The following is a 19186-nucleotide window of genomic DNA, read 5'->3' as shown; positions in this document are numbered from 1 at the left end:
CCGGGAGCGCAATGCCGTCCCGCTTCCGTACTAGACTTGAACCGATTCCGCAATCGAGGCCGACGCCAGGGAGGTGATGATGATGCACGCCCCACGCATTCCCCGCTGATCCCTCTTTCCCTGGAGATAGCCATGAGCAAAAGCCACGAGACGCACAAGGAAGCCAAGAAAAAACCGCTGAAGAACCCCCAGGAAAAACGCCAGGCCAAGCGCCTCAAGAAATCCGGGCACAGCCTGCTGGGCAGCCACGGCGCCACCTCATGACCCCGACGCGCCATGCGCCGGGCCCGTGCCGCTGCATGGCCGGCAGGCTCAATCCCGCTTCCGCTCGAACACGGCCGCTGCCGGCCGTGTTGCCGGCTCCGCACGGCTATTCCCGGCATCGAGCGCCCTGCCGCCGTTCATCAGGGCGAAGCAACGCGGCGCCTTGTATGCCAACAGCAAGCCGGCGCAAAGCGCGATCGCCACGGTGATCAGAACGCTGGCCAGATAATGCGCCAGCATCCAGCCGTCCGTCGGAGCCGGGACCAGGCGCCACAGTTGGATCTTCACCTCGGCGATCAGCGGAAAGTGCATGGCATAGAGGAAGAAGGCCAGACCGCCGTAGCGTGCGACGGCAGCGCCCGCCGGCGTCGCCGCGAGTTGCAGGACCATCCCCCAGCAGGCCAGCACGCCGATCGGGCGCATGGCACGCGTCGCCACCGACAGCCATTCGGGGCGCTGATCGTCCCAGCCTAGCAACAGGGGCGCCGCGGCCCGCAGCGCGACGAGAACGACGTAGGCCAGCGCCAGCGTCAACGCAGCACGTCGCCCCACCTCCAGCGACACACCGCCTATACGCAACCAACCTCCCAGATGGAAAAAGAACACCACGTCGGAGCGGAAGAAGATCAGCAGGTCGTGGCCGGCCAACCACGCCGGCCCCAGTATCGCCAGTCCCAGGTAAGGCGCATGGCGCAGCAGCAGCCACAGGAGCGGACTGATCAGGACAGTGACGAACAGGTCGCGCACGAACCAGAACTGGAACCCCACCGGGTGCCGGGTGAGGCCGAAGACGGCATTGAGATAGTCGAACCAGCCGGCACGCTCGAAGCGGATGTTGAGGACTCCAGGCAGGGGATCGCTCGCCCGCCAGAGGAAAAGGGACAGCAGGATCGCCAGGAACACGGCGTTCCAGAACACCAGCGGCAGGTACAGGGACCTCAGGCGGCGGCGAATGCGCCGCTGCAGCTCGAAACGGGCGGCATGCGGCCGCGCGGCGAAGGAAAAGAACAGCCAACCGGAAATCAGGCTGAGCAAGGGAACCGCGCTGAAGAAGAAGAACAGGACGAAGCTGTTGACGAAGGTCGCCAGCGGATGATGCGCGACGTCCATGCCGTCGAAGGGCGAAACCTGCGAATTCGGGTACCTCATGTAGTGCAGGAACACCAGGCCGACGATCAGGGTGATGCGTGCGAACCCGATGGCCTGCGACAGTTCCCGCGCGGTCGGCGGACGAGCGTCACGGCGTAGCCATCGCGTAAAACCATCGCCGAACTTCACTGCCTGGAGTTTCACTGGCGTGTCCTCCATGGTGAACGATCAGGGGCGCGTATTCGCTTCGATGGATCGGCTTCGCTTGCTCCGGATAGCGCCGCCCCGCCCGCGCGCTTTCGCGCCGGCCAGTACTCCTGGGACCCTGGGCTTTCCTTTCGCGATCCGGCCGGGCGACGGCCTGCATGCCTCCCGTCGGAGCGCGCGGGCCGGCGCGGCGGGCTATGCCTGCAACTGGCGGCTGATCTGCTCGATGCAGGCGGCGAGGCGCTGCTCGGCCTCGCGCATTTGCCGCTCCTGCTGCAGCATCGGGACGCAGAGATTGAGGGCTGTCAGCACCAGCAGTTCGTCCTTGCTGGCGGCGGGAAAGCGCTGGCGGCTTTCCGACAGGCGCTGCTGAAGCAGGTCGGCGGCCTCCTGCAGGACGCGCTCCTCGCTGGCGGAAGCCTTGATCGGGTAGTCGCGCCCGAGAATCTTCAGGACACGGACGCCATTCTCCTTCATGCGACGCTACTGGCACCGGCGCGTTCGAGCAGCGCCTGCAGGCGGGCGAGCGTGGCGGCCTGCCGCTCTTCCTGTTCGAGGGCGGCCAGTTGCAGGTTATCGTTCTCCTCCCTGGCCTGGCGCAGCTCCTGCTCGAGCTGGCTGCAATTTTCGGCCAGAGTCCGATTCTGTTGCAGGAGATCGGCCACGACGCGTTCGAGTTGAGCAAGAGTTGTATCAAGCATGGTAAGTATCTGAATCCGTGAAGAAGCGGAAAAGGTTATCTGAGAACACAGGCAAAAGGAAAAGTTTTCGAGCGGATCGTTTTCGCCGTGCGACCCGGCGCATTCAGCCGCCCTGGCGCGGCATGGCCGAACCGCGCCTTTGCTGTTCAGCCATGCCCGAACCAGTGTTGCCAGGCCAGACGCACCGTCAGGACCAGCACCACGCCGATGAACAGCGGACGAATGAGGCGGGCCCCGCCGCCGATGGCGGTACGGGCGCCCAGCCAGGCGCCGGTCATCAGCGCACAGCCCATGCTCAGGCCGAGCAGCCAGGCCACCTGGCCGCTGCCGATGAAGACGCTCAAGGCCACGGCGTTGCTGACAAAATTCATGCTGCGGGCCACGCCGCTGGCGCGCACCAGGTCGAGCGGATACAGCAGCAGGGTGCTGACCGTCCAGAAGGTGCCGGTACCAGGGCCCGCCACACCGTCGTAGGCGCCGAGGGCGAGACCCTGCGGCCACTGGCGTAGCTTCGCGATCCGCGCATCGGGCCGCTGGATGCCGCCCGGAGTACGGCTGAACAGCAGATACAGCCCGCAGGCGAAGACGATGACCGGCAGCGACTGGTTCAGCCACCTGGCCGGCAGGTAATGGGCGACGGCGGCGCCCAGGAGTGCGCCAAGGGCGGTGGCGGCGAGTGCGCCATACCACTGCCGGGGATGGAACAGGCCACGCCGGATGAAGGTCAGGCTGGCGATGGCCGCACCGAAGGTGGAGCAGAGCTTGTTGGTCCCCAGCACCAGATGCGGCGGCAGGCCGGCGGTCAGCAGCGCGGGTACCGTGATCAGGCCGCCCCCGCCGGCGATGGCGTCGATGAAACCGGCGACGAAGGCCACGCACGCCAGGACGACGAGGGTGACAGGGTCCAAGGCGATTTCGAAGGCAAAGGACATGACGAAGGTGCGTCCCGGCGGGAGGAAGGCCGCGGATGGTAGCGCGTCGCGCCAGCGCCGCGAATCCTCGCGAAACACTTTCATCCGCCCCGGCTCGCCGCTATCCACCGCTGGAAAGCCTCGATCGGAGGCCCCCGGCCCTCGCCGGATGGCGCAGTGAACGAAGCCGGAAACGCCTCTCCTACGGCCTGGCCGCGCGCCACAGCTCCGGCCAGTCATCGGGTGGGCTGCCGGCGCACCGCTGCATCATCCGCGCGGACTGCAGTTGGAAGCGCTCGCCGTCGAACAGCCAACTGCCCGCATCGCCGCAATCGCCGACACCCCTGCCCTTCATGAAATACCCCAGCTCTCCGCTCCCTTCGTCGTAGTTGACCCAGCCGCCAAGTCCCTCGCCGCCGAACGGCAAGGGCTCGATACGCAACGGCTGGCGCGGATAAGGCGCCTGGCGGGCGACCCGGTAGAGGGCGAAACTGCAGTTATAGGCCGCACAGGACGTCTGGATCAGCACCAGCGCCTCCTGGCCGTTGAGGGCATGGGCCTCGGCTTCGGGCTCCAGGCTCTCCGGGTCGGCCTCCAGCCATTCGCTGCGCGTGGCCTCCATCACCGCCAGGGGGATGCCCTGACGCTCGGCGTCGGTCAGCGGCGTGACACCGGGGAAAGGCCGCAGCAGGGGCAGCGGCGGCGCTTCCGGCACCTCGCGATCGTCGCGCTCGCCCAGTCGGTACAGTGCGCCGCGGGTGTCCAGGCGCCCCTGCACCGAATCCATCAACAGCAGCGCCGCGGAAAGGCCGGCGAGGGAAAGCTCGGCCTCCTCGCCCTCCGCGTCCAGGCGCAGGATCTCGCCATCGCGCCACTCGGCCAGCAGCGCGCGCCATATCGCCCTCGCCGTGCAGGATCGGCTCTCCTTCGCCCGCCCCGGTCCGCAGGAGGCTCGCCAGCGCATCCGGCAGCGGCCGGTCGTCGGTCGACAACGTGAAATGCCCGGGCTGCCCGCTGTAGGTCAGACGCACCCACGGCTGCGCCCGGGGGCCGGCATCGCGGCCGATCACCAGCCGCAGGGGGCTGAAGCCGAAGGCTGCGGCGCTGATGGCCTGGCAACTGCGCAGGTTGTCGCAAGCCACCACCCAGTCCTTGATTTCGCGATACAGGGGAACCGGCTCCGGCGCCGCCTGGGCGGCGCCTCCGAGCAGGAGAAGAGTCACGGGCAACAGGCGCGACATGGGAACTCCGTTCTGCATGGGGCGATCTTGACGCGCATCTTGCGCGCCGAACCGGGATGCCACAAGCGCGACCGGCGGGCGCCGCCGGCCGCCGACAGCAGCACGGCGCCCCGCACCGCGTACCCGATACCGTCATTTTTCGGCAAATTGCCAGTATTTCCCCGGCAACTACCGCCCGGATGACGACGCCTCCCTGATCTATGCTCCACTCCGCCACAACCGGAAAATGGAGGGACCCCCATGGGCCTGTTCAGCAATATTCTCAATTCGCTCGGGTTCGGCTCGAAAGCGCGGGCGGCGGAAGCTCCGACCAGTGCACCACCGCCGACGCCCACACCGGCCGGTCCCACACCGACCGCCTCCACGACGACGGGCGGCGGACCGGTGGACGTGGTGGGCAAACTGGAAGACCTGGCGGCTAGACACCCGGAAAAGCTCAACTGGAAGACCTCCATCGTCGACCTGCTCAAGCTGCTCGATCTGGACAGCAGCCCGCAGGCGCGCAAGGAACTGGCCGGCGAGCTGGGCTGTCCGCCGGAGAAGATGGGCGACTCGGCGCAGATGAACACCTGGCTGCACAAGGCCGTACTGCAGAAGCTGGCGGAAAACGGCGGTAACGTGCCGCCCGAGCTGCTGCACTGAGTCCCGCGCGCCCGGCAGTCGCTCGCGGGCGCCGTCATTGCCGCCGGCGGTTTCATTCCCGGTGCTGCCCTGCCCGCCCGCGAAGCGCTAGAATCGCCCCCTTTCGTTCCCGGACCGGCCGGGAGCCGATCGTTGCAGCGAGAGAACCGATATGGGCGCCCAGTGGAAAGCCAGACCCAAGGAAATTGCCGCCAATGCCAAGGGCAAGATCTTCGGCAAGCTGGTCAAGGAAATCATGATTGCCGCACGCAACGGTGCGGACCCGGACATGAACCCCAAGCTGCGCCTGGCGGTGTATCAGGCGAAGAAGGCCTCGATGCCCAAGGACACCCTGGAGCGCGCCATCAAGAAAGGCGCGGGACTCTCCGGCGAGGTGGTCAACTACGAGCGCACGCTCTACGAGGGCTTCGCCCCGCACCGCGTGCCGGTGATCGTCGAGTGCCTGACCGACAACATCAATCGCACCGTGGCGGAAATCCGCGTGCTGTTCCGCAAGGGCCAACTCGGCACTTCCGGCTCGGTGAGCTGGGACTTCGACCACCTGGGCATGATCGAGGCCGCCGCCGAGAACGGCGCCGATCCGGAACTGGCCGCCATCGAGGCCGGCGCCCAGGACTTCGAGCCAGCCGAGGAAGGCGCCACCCTGTTCTACACCGATCCGACCGACCTGGACGCGGTGTGCAAGGCGCTGCCGGAGTTCGGCTTCACCGTGCAGTCGGCCAACCTCGGCTACAAGGCGAAGAACCCGGTGAGCCTGTCGGGCAGCGAACTCGAGGAGGTCGAGGCCTTCCTCGAAGCCCTCGACAACCATGACGACGTGCAGAACGTCTACGTCGGACTGAGCGTCTGACACTCGGCCGCGCAGGCGCGACGCCGGCCCTGCCGCCGGAGCGCCCCGTCACAGCGCATGGGGTTCCCAGAGCAGTTCGCCGTCGTCGCGGACCTCGACCACCTTGCTCAAGGCGGCCTCGGCCGCCGCGTCGGCTTCGGAGGCCAGGTCGTAGCGCTGGCCGTTGGCCACCTTATGTACGCGGGCGTTTTCGTCCACACCCCGGCGCTTGACGGCGATGACGGCCTCGAAGACGTCGTCGACGGGAACAGCCGAGGAAATGGCATCGAACTTGGCAAAATGCTTGCGGGCCATACGACTCTCCCTTGCTGGGTCGCTGTGCTGTAATGGACAACGCGAACCCGCGAAAACTTCGCCGGACCGCCGGGCAGCCCTCGGTCCTCCCTGCTCCGGCGCCGTGGCAGGCGTTGTTTACTTGCGTGCCACGTACAACGAAAACACTCCCTTTCAATGCCAACAGGAGCCGAACATGTCCAACAACCCCGTAAACATGGAAATCTTCGACATGGCCGATGAGTTCATCGCCGTCGCCAACCGCCTGCTCGAAGAGGAACAGAAGGATCTGGGGCAGATCAGCGCTGCCATCCGCTACGCCGCGGCCCGCTTCAGCGCCCACGAGGCCGCGTGCCGCTCCGGCGACCTGTCGGTCGACAAGGAGAAGGCCTTCGACTGGTACAGAGAGCAGTTCGGCAAGATGCTGGACGAGAACCTCGACCAGCATATCGAGATGGCCAAGCAGCGCTGATGGAACGCCAGGCAGGCGGGACGCCCGCCCTCGCCTGCCGGCACAGCCTCTACAGTGGCCGCCGGAACACGACCAGCTTGGCCAGCAAGCGTTGCACCACCTCGCCACGCTGGTTCAGCGTCAGGCTTTCCAGAGCGACGATGCCGCGATCCGGCTTGGAGCGCGACGGCGTGATCGCCTGGATGCAGCTCTCCACGTGCAGGGTGTCCCCCGCCCGGGTCGGCCTGGGCCAGTCGATCTCGCCGCCGGCGCCGATCAGTCCGTCGGCCAGGGGCATGCCGCTGGTGACCAGCAGACGCATGGTGATGGCCGCGGTATGCCAACCGCTGGCCGCCAGTCCGCCGAACAGGGTCTGCCTGGCCGCCTCGTCGTCCAGATGAAAAGGCTGCGGGTCGAATTGCGCGGCGAAGGCTTTGAGAGCCTCTTCGTCCAGCACGAATTCGCTACTGCGAAAGCGTGCGCCCACGGCCAGATCGTCCAGATAAAGATTCATCTCTCGCCGGACAGCGTTCATGGTGCATTCCTCTTTTCCCATTTCGGTCGCTTCTCCCGTTAGAGCAAGGGCATGGTATAGGTGACGATCAGGCGGTTCTCGTCGAGATCGTTGCCGCTGCCGTCGTTGCGCAACACGGCGTTGCGCCATTGCAGGCTGAGGTTCTTGAGAAGACCGCTCTGAAATACGTAATCGACATAGATATCGCGCTCCCACTCCTCCCCCTTGCTGCCGTCGACCCGGCGAATATCACGGCCGCTGAGGTAGCGGGTCATGAAGGTCAGCCCGGGTATGCCCAGGGTAGCGAAGTCGTAGGTGTAGCGCAGTTGCCAGGACTTCTCGCCCGGGTTGGCGAAGTCGTTCACCTGGGCGAAGTTGACCAGATAGGGGTCGGTGCCGGCGATGTAGGCGAAACCGGTGTCGCCGATCATCTTCTGATAGCCCAGGCCGAAGCTGTGGGCCGCCTGCTTGTAGACGAACATGGCGTTGATCGCCTTGTTGTCCACGTTGCTATCGCCGTCGTCGGAGGAGCGCGCGAAACGCAGGTCCGTCGCCAGGGAGCGCAGGCCGTCGATGGGCAACCGGTGGTTCAGGGTGAAGAAGTGCTGGTGATAGTTGTTGTCCAGGTTGGCGTAGTCGTAGGCGGTGGTCAGGTTGTCGCTCCACTTGTACTTGATCCCGGCGAAGTCGAATTGATCGGTCGGGTCCAGACCCTCCATGCCCTTGTTGACCATGGTGATGTCCTCGCTGGCGCTGGAATTGCGCTCGATGAGGTGGGTCAGGCGCCCGACATTCAGGGTCAGGCCATCGATTTCCTGGGAAACCAGGCTGGCGCCACGGAAATAGGTGGGAAACAGGCGCGTCTCGTTGGGCATGACCGTCGGCATCCTGGGAAACAGGGTGCCGTAGCGCAGCAGACTCTTGGAGTAGCGCAGCTTGAGCGCGGCGCCCATCTTGCCGTAGTCGTTGGGCACATCGCCGTCGTTGTGCACCGGCAGCAGGCCGGTGCCGGCCCGACCGGGACTGGAGTCGAGACGGATGCCCCACATGCCGACGGCGTCGATGCCGAATCCCAGCGCTCCCTCGGTGAAACCGGATTCATAGTTCAGGATGAACCCCTGGGCCCACTCGTCGGCATGCGACTGTCCCGTGCTGCTGCCACCCTCCTGGCGGAAATCGCGGTTGTAGTAGTAGTTGCGTATCAACAGGCTGGCCTTGCTGTCGGCGAAGAAATCGGCCTGGGCCGGCGAGGGCATGCCGCCGGCCAACGCCAGGACGGACAGGGAAAAGGCCATGCCTCCGAGGTGAGAGGTCTTGAACATCGCATCGTGGTCCTTCTGTCTTGTTGTTCTTATCGCGGGCGCGGAGGGCTTCGTCGCCACCGCTCAGCCATGACCGGCCGCCACGTCTGGAATCGCGCAGGCAATGGCCACCCGTCACGCCCCGTTCGGCTGGATCGGGCGTGTTCCGGTCTCGGTTCGGTACCCGCGGGACGGCTAGCGACGTACGCGCAGGCGGCCTGCCGCTAGCGGCTCCGGCCGCGCAGGCTCACGACGCCGGGAGAGTGCCCACCGTCCCGCTGGACAACCGGGTCAAGAAGGATCGATGGGAATTCGGCAGGGGCACCGGCCCGGGTGGGAAGAAGAACCGCTGAAAGGCTCGAACGCTCCGCTCGGAAGCCTGATGCCCGGAACGGCATGCTTACGACTGCGCGGGTCACCGCCTTGACCTGCGGCCGCCGAAGACATTTCCGGGAAGGGGATTGTTTTTCGTGCTTGCATGAGTCTTTTCCGAATGATTGTTATAACTCATCGCCAATCGCTGCCCGCCGCATGCAAAACGTCATCCTGGCGGAACGGTATTAGAGTGGCCGGCGGACAAGACCGGGACAATAACGCTTGCAGCCTAATCCTTGATATTTGCGGCCAGGAGGCATCACAGCGCAGGACAGTCCGGCGGGCGCCGGGGTCGAGGGTGGAAAGCGTCTCGCGGCTTTGCCACCCGCCGGGACCGGGAAGGCCGGCCGTTCAGGCCGCTTCGGAAAAGAGCGATTTGCCGTGGTCGAGGCACTGATCGACCAGCCACTTGCCGTGGGCGATGGAGGCGTGCTGGGCCTGCTCCAGTTCGGCCATGAGGGCGTATCCGACCGGCAGGGGCAAACGCCGGGTGGTGCGGCCTTCCGGTGTGGTGATGCGGCAGCCGCCAGCCCAGGGCATGGGGCCGCCCTCATGCTGCAGGACGTCGGCGGCAATGGTGTGATCGCGGTAGGTGCATTGCATCAGGGACATGCTCGAAACCTCGCTGTCTGCGGGCCGTCTGCCGGCATCCGCTGCCCCGGCGCGGCCGGTTGCGGCCCGGATGTTCCGCCCGGCGCCGCGGCTAGCGCGGGCGGGAGTCGCGTCCTGTACGCCTCATCCGATCCTGACAGGGTATAGCACAGGTCGCCGCCGGCATGCCGCCGCCAGTCGGCCGTATTCCCGGCGATCTATCTATAGTTGTGGTGAGCCAGCGGTATTTTCCGGCGCAGGCACCGCCACGACAACATGTGACTCGAACGCGGGAGAACGATCATGTCCGATATGGATCACCGGCCGGGAGTTCGCGAGGCCTACCTGGTGAAACGCCACCTGAAGCTCGAAGCGCTGGATGCGGCCAGAGCCGACGCCATCGCGCAGGAAATCGACCACCTGGTGGGGGTGGACAGGGTCGACCTCGACAAGGCCAGCGGTCGCCTGGATATCGCCTACGACGCCTCGCACCTGGACCTCGAGCAGTTGGAAGAGATCGTGCGCAGGCACGGCAGCGACCTCGACCATGGCTGGTGGACACACTTCAAGGAAGGCTGGTACCGCTTCGCCGACCGGAACCTCAAGGAAAACGCCCGGCACGAACCCTGGTCCCACCACCGGATAATGCCCAGAAGGTAGAGGGACCGCGCAACGAGGAGCGGAGCCTCCGGCCGCCGGACCTGCGGCCATCGGCACGGCCCGCCCGCTGTCGGGGCCGGCCAAAAGCTATACAATCCCCGCCCCATTCATTGTGCCGTACCCGAGGACACCCCATGAGCTCCCTGCCTCCCTGCCCCAAATGCGCTTCCGAATACACCTACGAGGACGGCACCCAACTGGTCTGCCCGGAATGCGCCCACGAATGGTCCGCCGGCGGGGCGGCCGAAACGGCGGAAGAAGGCGGCAGGGTGATCAAGGACTCGGTCGGCAACGTCCTGCAGGACGGCGACACCATCAGCGTGATCAAGGATCTGAAGGTCAAGGGCTCGTCCCTGGTGGTGAAGGTCGGCACCAAGGTGAAGAATATCCGTCTGTGCGACGGCGACCACGACATCGATTGCAAGATCGACGGGATCGGCGCGATGAAGCTGAAGTCGGAGTTCGTGAAGAAAGTCTGATGTCCTGAAGCCAGGGGCGCCTCGCATGCGAAGCGCCCCGCGGCATTCCGCGGAGCCGTCCGGGACGGCTCCGCGTCTGCGGATCGGATCAGACGAAGTCTTCGTCGTCGCCGCCGAAGAAGTCGCCACCGGCATCGCCACTGTCGGCAAAGTAGTCGCCGCCGCTATCGCCGCTATCGGCGAAGTAGTCTTCCTGCGGCGCATGGCTTTCTTCGGCGACCTGCGGAGCCGGCTCCGGCGCGGCCGCCGCGGTTTCGGCAGCCGCCGCGTGCCCCTCGTCACCGTTGAACAGATCCATCAGCACATTGCCCAGCACCATGCCGCCGGCCACGCCGGCCGCGGTCTGCAGGGCGCCGGAGAGGAAACCGCCCCCCGCCTGGGGAGCATAGGCGCCGCCACGCTGGAAGCCGGGCTGCTGGCCGGGCTGCTGGCCGAAGCCGCCCTGATTGCCGTAGCCGGGCTCGCTCCAGCCCGAAGAAGCGGCCGGGCGGGCCACCGGCTGTTGCGGGCGGGCGACGGGCTGCTGGGGCTTCGGTTCGCTGCGGCCACCGCCGAACAGGCCGGCCAGAAAACCGCCGCTGCTCTGCTGGCGGCTGTCGTTCTGGGCCTGCTGCTGCTTCAGTTGTTCAATCTGGGCCTCGAGCTCCTTGACGCGGCCGTCGAGCTGCTGGATGGCGTTTTCCTGCACGATGATCGCCTGGGCCATGTAGTAGGGAGCAGCCGGCTGACGGGCGATGTGCTCCCTGATCACGCTCTCGGCCTGCGGATCGCGAGGCGTGGACTGGCCTTCGACATCGCGGAGGCGGGAAAACAGGCCATCGATCAGATTCTTCTCTTCAGACTGCATGGTTTTCTCTACTGGTTGCCGATGAAGGATCGCATGCCGCAAGGCGTGCGCTAGTTACATATAAGGCCGGACATCGAAAAATCAAACACCTTCGGCCCGAAACTTTCGGAAAAGCCGAACTTGCCGTCTAATTTCAGCAAAAGGCAATAAAATTGAAGCAAAAATCCGGAAAGCCGACATGAACTGTCCGAGCCGGAAAATCCAAGGCGATACTGCAACCGCACTTGGGAAATGTCAAAGTCCAGCTATTACAAAAATTGTCCCATCTACATCGGGAAATGCCATCCGTTTCGAAAAGGAAAATGAATGAAGCGAACTTTCGGATACATAAACCTTATATGACTTCGCGCGATACACATATACCGATCGAAACGATGCTCCCGTTCGCCTTCCGGCCAGCCCCCGGTCCGGCACCTGAAACCGCGCCAGGCACATCCCGGCCGCCCAGGAGCCCCGCAACTTTGTCCCCTACCCCACACAGACGCCATCCCGCTATGTAGCGAAGCGTACAGAAAAATAGACTTAGTTATTTAAAATCAATCGTTTAGCCCATGGCATGCGGCTTGCTGGAACACCTGTCCCGTGGTTACCAAGGCTGGTCCGGCATGAAACTTCTCATCGATCGACCCTATGTCGAGGCGTTGGTCAGCGAATTCCCCGAGCTGTCGGCGCTGACCCATCAACTGAAATTCGGCAACCGGGCCGAAGTGGTCTTCGAGCAATTGACGCTGGCGCAACTCGACCACCTGCACCGGCTGTACCTCGCCGCAGGACCGGGCATGGAGCTGCGCGCCGCGCAGATCGCCACCCTGCGCCGCGCGGTGAGCGACGGCGGCGAGCGCTACGGCGAGCGCGACCTGGAGCGGATGGTCCCGGCGGTCGCCGAGTTCCTGATCCGCGACGCGATCCGCGGCTGGCTGTTCAAGATCAACATGGCCGGCAAGCCGCTCGCCTACCTGGTCTCGCGCATCGACTTCACCCCGCCGGGCGAGGAGGAAAGCGGGCGCATCCTGATCGAGCTGAAGGCCAACTCCATGGCGCGGGTGGTGTCGCAGACCCTGACCATCCTCGAACGCGACATCCTCGGCCGGAGCATCGCGGAAATCCTCATCGCCAAGGGCTTTCTCAAGGAAACGCCGGAGCTGATCGCCGCCTACGACCACTCCGCGGCGCGCTTCTTCGAACACCGCGCCGACTACGGCCGGCAGTTCTCCGCCAGCGGCACCGGCATCTTCGCCGAGGACCCGACCGCCACCCACCGCAGCACCGACTGGGCGCGCAAGGAACGGGTGGTGCTCTCCTCCAGCGGCGGCAGCGCGCGGCTGGTCAACGACGAGGAAATCCTCAAGGACCGGGATCTGCTGCTCGACGCCAGCGGCGACGTGCTCGGCAAGTACCTGCGCAAGGCCGGACGCAGCGTGAAATACGACGAGCGCGTGGAGAAGGCCGCCGAAGCGGTGCGCGCCGACATTCCCGAAGGGGTGTTCTCCGAACTGCCGGTGCACGGCTACATCCTGATGTTCCACCTCGACCTGCACCACCACCTGTGGGTGCACGTCGACGACATGCAGCCCTACGTCTACCAGCCGGAACTCAAGGACAAGCTGATCCTGCCGCCGGAACAGACCGACCTGATCGACATCCTCACCGCCGAGATGGACGTGCTGATGGACGACATAGTCGAAGGCAAGTCGGGCGGCACCACGGTGCTCTGCGCCGGCCCGCCCGGGGTGGGCAAGACGCTGACCGCCGAAGTCTACTCGGAGATCATCAAGCGCCCGCTGTACCGCGTGCACTCCGGCCAGCTCGGCCTGAACGTCACGGAGATGGAGAAGACCCTCAAGGCCACCCTGACCCGTGCCCAGCGCTGGGGCGCGGTGATGCTGATCGACGAGGCCGACGTGTACATCAAGCGGCGCGACGACAACATCACCGCCAACGCGGTGGTCGGCGTGTTCCTGCGCGTGCTGGAGTACTTCAACGGGCTGCTGTTCCTCACCACCAACCGGGTCGACGACATCGACGAGGCGGTGGTATCGCGCTGCATCGCGCTGATCAAGTACCACCCGCCCGGCCTGGAGGATCGCCGGCGGATCTGGCGGGTGATGACCGAGCAGTTCGGCCTGGACGTCGCCCCCGAACTCTGCGAACGCCTGGCCGCCCTCTTCCCCGACGCCAGCGGCCGCGACATCAAGGGCCTGGCCAAGCTGGTGGCCAAGTACTGCCACCACAAGTCGGTGAAGCCGACCCTGGCGGTGTTCGAACGCTGCAGCATCTTCCGCGGCATGGACATGGGCGGACACGCTTGAGGGGCATCCATCCGGCGGCGCCCCGGCAAAACCTCTTCCCCGCCCCGGATCGAGACCGCCCTGCCGGCGGCAGGGCGGCATCCGAACCATCAAAGGAGCTTTTTGCATGATCAACGTCCTCACCCCCTACCAGTTGCTCGGCGGTGAAGAAGGCGTGCGCCGGCTGTGCAACGCCTTCTACGACAACATGGAGCAACTGCCCGAAGCGGAAGGCATTCGCCGCATGCACGGCGCGGACACCACGGCGGTGCGCGAGAAACTCTTCGAATACCTCTCCGGCTGGCTCGGCGGCCCGAAGCTGTACCTGGAAAAGTACGGCACGGTCTCCATGGGCCTGCCGCACCGGCCCTTCGCCATCGGCCCGAAGGAGCGCGACCAGTGGATGCTGTGCCTGAACAAGGCGCTGGACGACATCGGCGCCAGCGAAACCGCCAAGGGCTTGATCAAGGCGCCGATCCACGCCTTCGCCGACCACGTGCGCAACCGCGAAACCTCGGACTGAGCCCGGAGGGCTGCGGGACCTGCATATTCGAAGGACTGCCCTGGGCTGGAAAACCGCGCGGCGCTTTCCAGCGGAGCCATTGCCGCCGCCATGAGCGGTACGGATGCGGGAGGGAAAACGGGACAGGCGGCCGAACGGCGCATCCACCCCACCCGCGACGGGCGGAGCGGACGGCCGGGGACGGTCAGCGGTCGTGGTGCAGGTAGGCGGCCTGCTTCGGCAGGCGCAGGCTGAACAGGAAGGCGATCACCAGCATGCCCGTCACGTACCAGTAGAAGACCTCTTCATGGCCGATCGACTTCAGGCCGAGCGCCACGTATTCGGCGGTGCCGCCGAACAGGGCGTTGGCGATGGCGTAGGACAGGCCGACGCCCAGCGCGCGCACCTCCGGCGGGAACATCTCGGCCTTCACGATGCCGCCGATCGAGGTGTAGAAGCTGACGATGGCCATCCCCAGGATGATCAGCGCGCCGGCCAGGGCGGGACTGCCGATGCCCTTCAGGGTCGCCAGGATCGGCAGGGTGCACAGCGCGCCCAGGGCGGCGAAGCAGAGCATCGAGGTACGCCGGCCGATGCGGTCGGACAGGGCGCCGAACAGCGGCTGCATCAGCATGTAGCAGAACAGCGCGAAGGTCATGATGCCGCTGGCGGTCTTGGCGTCCATGCCCGCCGTGTTGACCAGGTACTTCTGCATGTAGGTGGTGAAGGTGTAGAACATCAGCGAGCCGCCAGCGGTGTAGCCGAGCACGGTGATGAAGGCGGCCTTGTGGTGCTTGAACAGGCCGGCCATGCTGCCCGCCTCCTTGCTGGCGCGGCTTTCCGCCGTGGTGGTTTCCTCCAGGGAACGGCGCAGCAACAGGGCGATCACCGCCGCGATGGCGCCGATCACGAACGGAATGCGCCAGCCCCAGGCCTTCAGTTCATCGGTGCTGAGCAGTTGCTGCAGGATCACTACCACCAGCACCGCCAGCAACTGGCCGCCGATCAGGGTGACGTACTGGAACGAGGAGTAGAAGCCGCGCTTGCCCTTGAGCGCCACCTCGCTCATGTAGGTCGCGGTGGTACCGTACTCGCCGCCGACCGAAAGCCCCTGGAACAGGCGGCAGAACAGCAGCAGGGCCGGCGCGGCCACGCCGATGCTCTCGTAGGTCGGCAGGAAGGCGATCACCAGCGAGCCGGCGCACATCATCAGCACCGAGATCAGCATCGAGGTCTTGCGGCCGTGCTTGTCGGCGATCCGGCCGAACAGCCAGCCGCCGATCGGGCGCATCAGGAAGCCGGCGGCGAACACCCCGGCGGTGTTGAGCAACTGGACGGTGGGGTCGGCCGTGGGGAAGAAGGCCGGGGCGAAGTAGATGGCGCAGAAGGCGTAGACGTAGAAGTCGAACCATTCCACCAGGTTGCCGGAGGAGGCGCCGACGATGGCGAAGATCCGCTGGCGGCGTTCGGCGGCCGTGTATTCGGTCTTTTCGGCGGCTCCGGACGGGGTTGCGTCGGAACGGTCGGCGGCAAGGTCCGCAGTGGCGCACAGGTCGGGACTGCTGGGGATTGTCATTGTATTTCTCCGTTTCTCGTGGGAGTTCCGGGCTGCGCGGCAGCCGCAGCCGGCAGAAGGCCGCTGGACGTCCGGGTAGACAACGGACGCCAGGGCAACGGAGTGTGTTTAGCAGGAACCGGGCCAAGGCCGGCAAAGGCTCTGGATCAGGACTTTGCAAAAATCCGGCAGGATGCCATCGGCAAATTTCCGCCGATGCTGGAAGATCAATCGGCAAAAATCCGCCGACACCCGCCTCTCAGTCCTGGTCCCCGGCGGGCAGGAAATCGATGCGGTTCAGGCCGTGGCGTTGCATCTTCTCGTTGAGCGTCCGCCGGGGCAGTTGCAGCAGGGCCATGACCTCGGCGATGTTGCCGCGGCACTGCTGCAGGGCCTGGCGCAGGCACTGCGCCTCGAAGGCCTCCAGCTGCGCCGCCAGCGACCGCGGCGCCGCCAGCGCCTCGCCGGTCCGCCCGCCCAGGCCGAGTACGTGACGCTCGGCGGCGTTGACCAGCTCGCGCACGTTGCCCGGCCAGTCGTGAGCCATGAGCCGCGCCAGTTCGGCGGCCGCCAGCGGGCGCGGTTCGCGGTCGTGACGCTCGGCCGCGGCGAGGGCGAAATACTCGAACAGCAGCGGAATGTCCTCGCGCCGCTCGCGCAGCGGCGGGACGCGCAACTCGGCGACATTGAGCCGGTACAGGAGATCCTCGCGAAAACGCCCGGCGCGCACTTCGGCGACCAGGTCCGGCTTGACCGCGCCGATCACCCGCAGGTCGACGGCGATGCTGCGGTTGGAGCCGAGCCGCTCCAGCGTCTTCTCCTGCAGCACGCGCAACAGCTTGGCCTGCTGCGCCAGCGGCAGGCTCTCGATCTCGTCGAGGAACAGGGTGCCGCCGTCGGCGTGCTCGATACGGCCGATGCGCTTGCCCTGGGCGCCGGTGAAGGCGCCGCTCTCGTGGCCGAACAGCTCGCTCTCGAACAACTGCTCGGGAATCGCCGCGCAGTTGAGCGCGACGAAAGCCTTGCCGGCGCGCGGGCCGAAGGCGTGCAGGCAGCGCGCCACGCATTCCTTGCCGCTGCCGGTCTCGCCGCGGACCAGCACGTTGACCGTGGTCGGCGCCAGTTCGAGGATCTGCCGGCGCAGTTCCTCCATCGCCGGCGACACGCCGAGCAGACGGCCCTCGATGTGCTCGCGCCGCGCCACCTGGCGGCGCAGCGCGCGGTTCTCGCAGACCAGCCGGCGCATCTCCAGGGCGCGCCGCAGGCTGCCGAGCAGGCGCTCGGGGCTGAAGGGCTTCTCGATGAAGTCGTAGGCGCCCTGCTGCATCGCGGTCACCGCCATGGGCACGTCGCCATGCCCGGTGACCATGATCACCGGCAATTCGGCATCCAGCGCCTTGAGGCGTTCGAGCAGCGCCAGGCCGTCCATGCCGGGCATGCGCACATCGCTGACCACCACCCCGGGGAAGTCGGCGTCGAGCAGCGCCAGCGCCTCCTCGGCGTGGGCGCAGGTACGCACCGCGAGCCCGGACAGCTCCAGCCACTGCTGCACCGCTTCGCGGATCGGTGCTTCGTCGTCGATGAAGAGAATCTGCTGCATGCCCGATGGCCCGTGCGCTTGGTTGGTGGATTCGGACTGGCCCGGCCAGGGCGTGACACGCCCTAACCCTCCTGCGAGCCGGCCTGCAGTGTATCCGGCGGCGCCGCGGCCGGCAGCCGGATGACGAACTGCGCGCCGTCGCCGGTATTGCCGACCTCCATCTGACCGCCCGATTCGCGGACGATGCCATAGGATACGGCCAGGCCGAGGCCGAGCCCCTCGCCCACCGGCTTGGTGGTGAAGAACGGCTCGAACACGCGCAACAGGTGCTCGGCGGCGATGCCGCCGCCGCTGTCGGCGACGCTCAGCAGCCAGTCGCCGCCGTCGCGACGCAGCGCGATGCGCAGTTCGCGGCGCGCCCGCCCGGCCATGGCGTCCAGAGCATTGTGCAGCAGGTTGACCAGCACCTGTTCGAAGCGGATCGCATTGCCCTCGACCCAGGCCCGCGGCGCGCGCAGGCGCAGCACCCGCACCGCGTCCTGGCGGATACGCGCCTCCAGCAGGAGCAGCGCATGGTCGACGACGGTATCCAGCGCCAGGCGCTCGCGCAGGCCGCCGGGGGTATCGCGGGCGAAGGTCTTGAGATGGCCGGTGAGCGCCGCCATGCGCGTGAGCAGCCCATCGATGCGCTCCAGGCAGGTGCGCATCGCCGCCGGGTCGTTCTTCGCCAGCAGCAGTTGCAGGCTGCCGAGTTGCATGCGCATGGCGGTCAGCGGCTGGTTGATCTCATGGGCCAGGGCCGCCGACATCTGCCCCAGGGCAGCCATCTTGGCCGCCTGCACCAGTTCGTCCTGGGCCTTGCGCAACGCCGCGGTGCGCTCCTCGACCAACCGCTCCAGCTCGGCCCGGCGGCGCAGCAGCAGGCGGCGGTTCTTCTGCCGCTGGCCGAGGAACAGGAAGAGGAACGCCAACGCCAGCCAGATGCCGGCGGCGGCCAGCCCGTAGCTGCGCACCGCGGCACCCGGCACGCGCGCCTCGCGCAGCAACTCCAGGGTCCAGCCCTCGTCGGCCAGCGGCTGGCTCAGGCGCAGGTAGTCGCGCCGGCCCTCCGGGCCGTCGATGCGCAGCAGCTCGCCGCCGCCGTCGAGCGGGCGCAACGGCTGCAGCGCCAGCGGCCGCACTTCGCGGATGCCATAGCGGCGGGCATCGACCGGACGGGGGGGCTCCGCCGCCGCCGGCTCCTGCAGCAGACGGAACCGCCAGGCCGGCCGGCTGGCGAGAATGGCCACCGCCTGCCGGTCGACGACCAGCAGGATGCCCGGCTGTCCGGCCCAGTCGCGCTGCAGGTCCTCCATCACCAGCTTGAGCGCCAGCACGCCGAGCGTGCGTCCCCCCGCGTCGCGCACCGCGCGGGACAGGAAGTAGCCGGGCACCCCGGTGGTCGCGCCGACGCCGAAATAGCGGGCGCTGCCCTCGCGCAAGGCTCCCTGGAAATACGGGCGGAAGGCGTAGTTGCCGCCGACGAAGTTGCCCGGCTCCCGCCAGTTGCTGGCGGCGATGGCCGTGCCCTGCAGATCGAGCAGGAAGATCACCCCGACCCCCGCCTCCCGGTTGAGCCGTTGCAGGCGCCGATTGAGCCGCTCGCGCGCGGACGGATCGGAGGACTCCTGCAGCAGCGCCTGGATCTCGGTGTCCAGGGCGATGATCGCCGGCAGCGCACGGAAGCGCTCGACCAGAATGCGCAGCGACTGGGCGTACAGCTCCAGTTGGCCGCGCGCCTCGATATCGAGTTCGCTCCAGTGGCGCCGCTCGGCATAGAGACCCGCCAGCCAGACGCTGGCCAGCAGCCCGGCGAAGATCGCCAGGACGACCAGCGGCACGCGCGGGCGGACGGGCGGCATGGGG

At 66.6% G+C, this 19186-nt stretch carries 21 protein-coding genes and 1 pseudogene; 8 read left to right on the top strand and 14 right to left on the bottom strand.

The genetic code is table 11. The annotated features are described in order from the left end of the window. The first annotated feature begins 132 nt into the window (after nucleotides 1-132). The gene (locus AVCA_RS27015; RefSeq protein WP_012700449.1) at nucleotides 133-264 is read left to right on the top strand and encodes a hypothetical protein; all 132 of its coding nucleotides are present in this window, start codon (nucleotides 133-135) and stop codon (nucleotides 262-264) included. Nucleotides 265-312: 48 nt separating this feature from the next. Here the strand turns inward: AVCA_RS27015 and AVCA_RS08330 are convergent, their stop codons facing one another. From AVCA_RS08330 to AVCA_RS27010, 6 genes and pseudogenes are all read right to left on the bottom strand, one after another. Next, nucleotides 313-1557, bottom strand: a complete 1245-nt coding sequence (locus AVCA_RS08330; RefSeq protein WP_236616366.1) for an acyltransferase family protein — start codon at nucleotides 1555-1557, stop codon at nucleotides 313-315. 198 nt (nucleotides 1558-1755) lie between these two features. Next, nucleotides 1756-2037: a cell division protein ZapA gene (locus tag AVCA_RS08325; RefSeq protein ID WP_012700447.1), complete on the bottom strand. Its 282-nt coding sequence runs from the start codon at nucleotides 2035-2037 to the stop codon at nucleotides 1756-1758. Continuing rightward, entirely contained in the window at nucleotides 2034-2261 is a 228-nt protein-coding gene (locus tag AVCA_RS08320) for a hypothetical protein (RefSeq protein ID WP_012700446.1), read from the bottom strand. Before AVCA_RS08320 ends, AVCA_RS08325 begins: the two co-directional genes overlap by 4 nt. Before the next feature lie 146 nt (nucleotides 2262-2407). Continuing rightward, nucleotides 2408-3193 carry a TSUP family transporter gene (locus tag AVCA_RS08315; RefSeq protein ID WP_175555969.1) on the bottom strand — a complete coding sequence of 262 codons (786 nt, stop codon included), beginning with the start codon at nucleotides 3191-3193 and terminating at the stop codon, nucleotides 2408-2410. Nucleotides 3194-3374: 181 nt separating this feature from the next. Then, a complete protein-coding gene (locus AVCA_RS08310; RefSeq protein WP_269078197.1) occupies nucleotides 3375-4136 on the bottom strand; it encodes a DUF1176 domain-containing protein in 762 nt (253 codons plus the stop codon). Between the two features lie 61 nt (nucleotides 4137-4197). Next, nucleotides 4198-4413 (bottom strand): annotated as a pseudogene (locus tag AVCA_RS27010) (DUF1176 domain-containing protein); the annotation flags it as partial. Nucleotides 4414-4653: 240 nt separating this feature from the next. On the opposite strand from AVCA_RS27010, the gene AVCA_RS24630 reads away from it, so the two are divergent. Further along, nucleotides 4654-5055, top strand: a complete 402-nt coding sequence (locus tag AVCA_RS24630) for a DUF3597 domain-containing protein (protein WP_072432616.1) — start codon at nucleotides 4654-4656, stop codon at nucleotides 5053-5055. 151 nt (nucleotides 5056-5206) lie between these two features. Then, nucleotides 5207-5905 carry a YebC/PmpR family DNA-binding transcriptional regulator gene (locus tag AVCA_RS08300; protein WP_012700442.1) on the top strand — a complete coding sequence of 233 codons (699 nt, stop codon included), beginning with the start codon at nucleotides 5207-5209 and terminating at the stop codon, nucleotides 5903-5905. A gap of 48 nt (nucleotides 5906-5953) precedes the next feature. Here the strand turns inward: AVCA_RS08300 and AVCA_RS08295 are convergent, their stop codons facing one another. Then, a complete protein-coding gene (locus tag AVCA_RS08295) occupies nucleotides 5954-6199 on the bottom strand; it encodes a hypothetical protein (protein ID WP_012700441.1) in 246 nt (81 codons plus the stop codon). Nucleotides 6200-6374: 175 nt separating this feature from the next. Between AVCA_RS08295 and AVCA_RS08290 the strand changes: the two genes are divergently transcribed. Further along, nucleotides 6375-6650 carry a DUF3144 domain-containing protein gene (locus AVCA_RS08290; protein WP_231876286.1) on the top strand — a complete coding sequence of 92 codons (276 nt, stop codon included), beginning with the start codon at nucleotides 6375-6377 and terminating at the stop codon, nucleotides 6648-6650. Between the two features lie 49 nt (nucleotides 6651-6699). Here AVCA_RS08290 and AVCA_RS08285 read toward each other — a convergent pair whose 3' ends face one another. The 3 genes from AVCA_RS08285 to AVCA_RS08275 all read right to left on the bottom strand — a co-directional run bounded on the left by AVCA_RS08285 (nucleotide 6700) and on the right by AVCA_RS08275 (nucleotide 9431). Next, nucleotides 6700-7185 carry a MaoC family dehydratase gene (locus AVCA_RS08285; RefSeq protein ID WP_012700439.1) on the bottom strand — a complete coding sequence of 162 codons (486 nt, stop codon included), beginning with the start codon at nucleotides 7183-7185 and terminating at the stop codon, nucleotides 6700-6702. Nucleotides 7186-7202: 17 nt separating this feature from the next. After that, the gene (locus AVCA_RS08280) at nucleotides 7203-8438 is read right to left on the bottom strand and encodes an OprD family porin (protein WP_012700438.1); all 1236 of its coding nucleotides are present in this window, start codon (nucleotides 8436-8438) and stop codon (nucleotides 7203-7205) included. 732 nt (nucleotides 8439-9170) lie between these two features. After that, nucleotides 9171-9431, bottom strand: coding sequence for a hypothetical protein (locus tag AVCA_RS08275; RefSeq protein ID WP_012700435.1), 261 nt, complete (start codon nucleotides 9429-9431; stop codon nucleotides 9171-9173). A 282-nt stretch (nucleotides 9432-9713) separates the two neighbouring features. Here AVCA_RS08275 and AVCA_RS08270 point away from each other — a divergent pair, with 282 nt between their 5' ends. Both AVCA_RS08270 and AVCA_RS08265 read left to right on the top strand, forming a co-directional pair. After that, a complete protein-coding gene (locus AVCA_RS08270; protein ID WP_012700434.1) occupies nucleotides 9714-10070 on the top strand; it encodes a hypothetical protein in 357 nt (118 codons plus the stop codon). A gap of 134 nt (nucleotides 10071-10204) precedes the next feature. Further along, nucleotides 10205-10549 (top strand): zinc ribbon domain-containing protein YjdM, encoded by a 345-nt coding sequence (locus AVCA_RS08265; protein WP_012700433.1) that lies wholly within the window; start codon nucleotides 10205-10207, stop codon nucleotides 10547-10549. 88 nt (nucleotides 10550-10637) lie between these two features. Here the strand turns inward: AVCA_RS08265 and AVCA_RS08260 are convergent, their stop codons facing one another. Then, the gene (locus AVCA_RS08260; RefSeq protein WP_012700432.1) at nucleotides 10638-11396 is read right to left on the bottom strand and encodes a DUF2076 domain-containing protein; all 759 of its coding nucleotides are present in this window, start codon (nucleotides 11394-11396) and stop codon (nucleotides 10638-10640) included. A 605-nt stretch (nucleotides 11397-12001) separates the two neighbouring features. Here AVCA_RS08260 and AVCA_RS08255 point away from each other — a divergent pair. Continuing rightward, on the top strand, nucleotides 12002-13705 hold the full coding sequence (locus AVCA_RS08255; protein WP_175555968.1) for an AAA family ATPase: 1704 nt from the start codon (nucleotides 12002-12004) through the stop codon (nucleotides 13703-13705). A 106-nt stretch (nucleotides 13706-13811) separates the two neighbouring features. Beyond that, nucleotides 13812-14207 (top strand): group II truncated hemoglobin, encoded by a 396-nt coding sequence (locus AVCA_RS08250; RefSeq protein ID WP_012700428.1) that lies wholly within the window; start codon nucleotides 13812-13814, stop codon nucleotides 14205-14207. Between the two features lie 184 nt (nucleotides 14208-14391). Here the strand turns inward: AVCA_RS08250 and AVCA_RS08245 are convergent, their stop codons facing one another. From AVCA_RS08245 to AVCA_RS08235, 3 genes are all read right to left on the bottom strand, one after another. After that, on the bottom strand, nucleotides 14392-15762 hold the full coding sequence (locus AVCA_RS08245) for an MFS family transporter (RefSeq protein ID WP_012700427.1): 1371 nt from the start codon (nucleotides 15760-15762) through the stop codon (nucleotides 14392-14394). Nucleotides 15763-16000: 238 nt separating this feature from the next. Then, nucleotides 16001-17341: a sigma-54-dependent transcriptional regulator gene (locus AVCA_RS08240; RefSeq protein ID WP_012700425.1), complete on the bottom strand. Its 1341-nt coding sequence runs from the start codon at nucleotides 17339-17341 to the stop codon at nucleotides 16001-16003. Between the two features lie 62 nt (nucleotides 17342-17403). Then, a complete protein-coding gene (locus AVCA_RS08235; RefSeq protein ID WP_012700424.1) occupies nucleotides 17404-19182 on the bottom strand; it encodes a sensor histidine kinase in 1779 nt (592 codons plus the stop codon). Nucleotides 19183-19186: the final 4 nt, after the last annotated feature.

Source organism: Azotobacter vinelandii CA, from assembly GCF_000380335.1.
GTDB lineage: Bacteria > Pseudomonadota > Gammaproteobacteria > Pseudomonadales > Pseudomonadaceae > Azotobacter > Azotobacter vinelandii.
This window is presented reverse-complemented; position numbering and strand designations above follow the sequence as displayed.

Excerpts from the sequence above, each read along its gene's own strand:
- AVCA_RS27015 (WP_012700449.1), top strand. The coding sequence starts at position 133 with ATGAGCAAAAGCCACGAGACGCACAAGGAAGCCAAGAAAAAACCGCTG.
- AVCA_RS08325 (WP_012700447.1), bottom strand. The coding sequence starts at position 2,037 with ATGAAGGAGAATGGCGTCCGTGTCCTGAAGATTCTCGGGCGCGACTAC.
- AVCA_RS08320 (WP_012700446.1), bottom strand. The coding sequence starts at position 2,261 with ATGCTTGATACAACTCTTGCTCAACTCGAACGCGTCGTGGCCGATCTC.
- AVCA_RS08315 (WP_175555969.1), bottom strand. The coding sequence starts at position 3,193 with ATGTCCTTTGCCTTCGAAATCGCCTTGGACCCTGTCACCCTCGTCGTC.
- AVCA_RS08310 (WP_269078197.1), bottom strand. The coding sequence starts at position 4,136 with ATGCGCTGGCGAGCCTCCTGCGGACCGGGGCGGGCGAAGGAGAGCCGA.
- AVCA_RS24630 (WP_072432616.1), top strand. The coding sequence starts at position 4,654 with ATGGGCCTGTTCAGCAATATTCTCAATTCGCTCGGGTTCGGCTCGAAA.
- AVCA_RS08300 (WP_012700442.1), top strand. The coding sequence starts at position 5,207 with ATGGGCGCCCAGTGGAAAGCCAGACCCAAGGAAATTGCCGCCAATGCC.
- AVCA_RS08295 (WP_012700441.1), bottom strand. The coding sequence starts at position 6,199 with ATGGCCCGCAAGCATTTTGCCAAGTTCGATGCCATTTCCTCGGCTGTT.
- AVCA_RS08290 (WP_231876286.1), top strand. The coding sequence starts at position 6,375 with ATGTCCAACAACCCCGTAAACATGGAAATCTTCGACATGGCCGATGAG.
- AVCA_RS08285 (WP_012700439.1), bottom strand. The coding sequence starts at position 7,185 with ATGGGAAAAGAGGAATGCACCATGAACGCTGTCCGGCGAGAGATGAAT.
- AVCA_RS08280 (WP_012700438.1), bottom strand. The coding sequence starts at position 8,438 with ATGGCCTTTTCCCTGTCCGTCCTGGCGTTGGCCGGCGGCATGCCCTCG.
- AVCA_RS08275 (WP_012700435.1), bottom strand. The coding sequence starts at position 9,431 with ATGTCCCTGATGCAATGCACCTACCGCGATCACACCATTGCCGCCGAC.
- AVCA_RS08270 (WP_012700434.1), top strand. The coding sequence starts at position 9,714 with ATGTCCGATATGGATCACCGGCCGGGAGTTCGCGAGGCCTACCTGGTG.
- AVCA_RS08265 (WP_012700433.1), top strand. The coding sequence starts at position 10,205 with ATGAGCTCCCTGCCTCCCTGCCCCAAATGCGCTTCCGAATACACCTAC.
- AVCA_RS08260 (WP_012700432.1), bottom strand. The coding sequence starts at position 11,396 with ATGCAGTCTGAAGAGAAGAATCTGATCGATGGCCTGTTTTCCCGCCTC.
- AVCA_RS08255 (WP_175555968.1), top strand. The coding sequence starts at position 12,002 with ATGAAACTTCTCATCGATCGACCCTATGTCGAGGCGTTGGTCAGCGAA.
- AVCA_RS08250 (WP_012700428.1), top strand. The coding sequence starts at position 13,812 with ATGATCAACGTCCTCACCCCCTACCAGTTGCTCGGCGGTGAAGAAGGC.
- AVCA_RS08245 (WP_012700427.1), bottom strand. The coding sequence starts at position 15,762 with ATGACAATCCCCAGCAGTCCCGACCTGTGCGCCACTGCGGACCTTGCC.
- AVCA_RS08240 (WP_012700425.1), bottom strand. The coding sequence starts at position 17,341 with ATGCAGCAGATTCTCTTCATCGACGACGAAGCACCGATCCGCGAAGCG.
- AVCA_RS08235 (WP_012700424.1), bottom strand. The coding sequence starts at position 19,182 with ATGCCGCCCGTCCGCCCGCGCGTGCCGCTGGTCGTCCTGGCGATCTTC.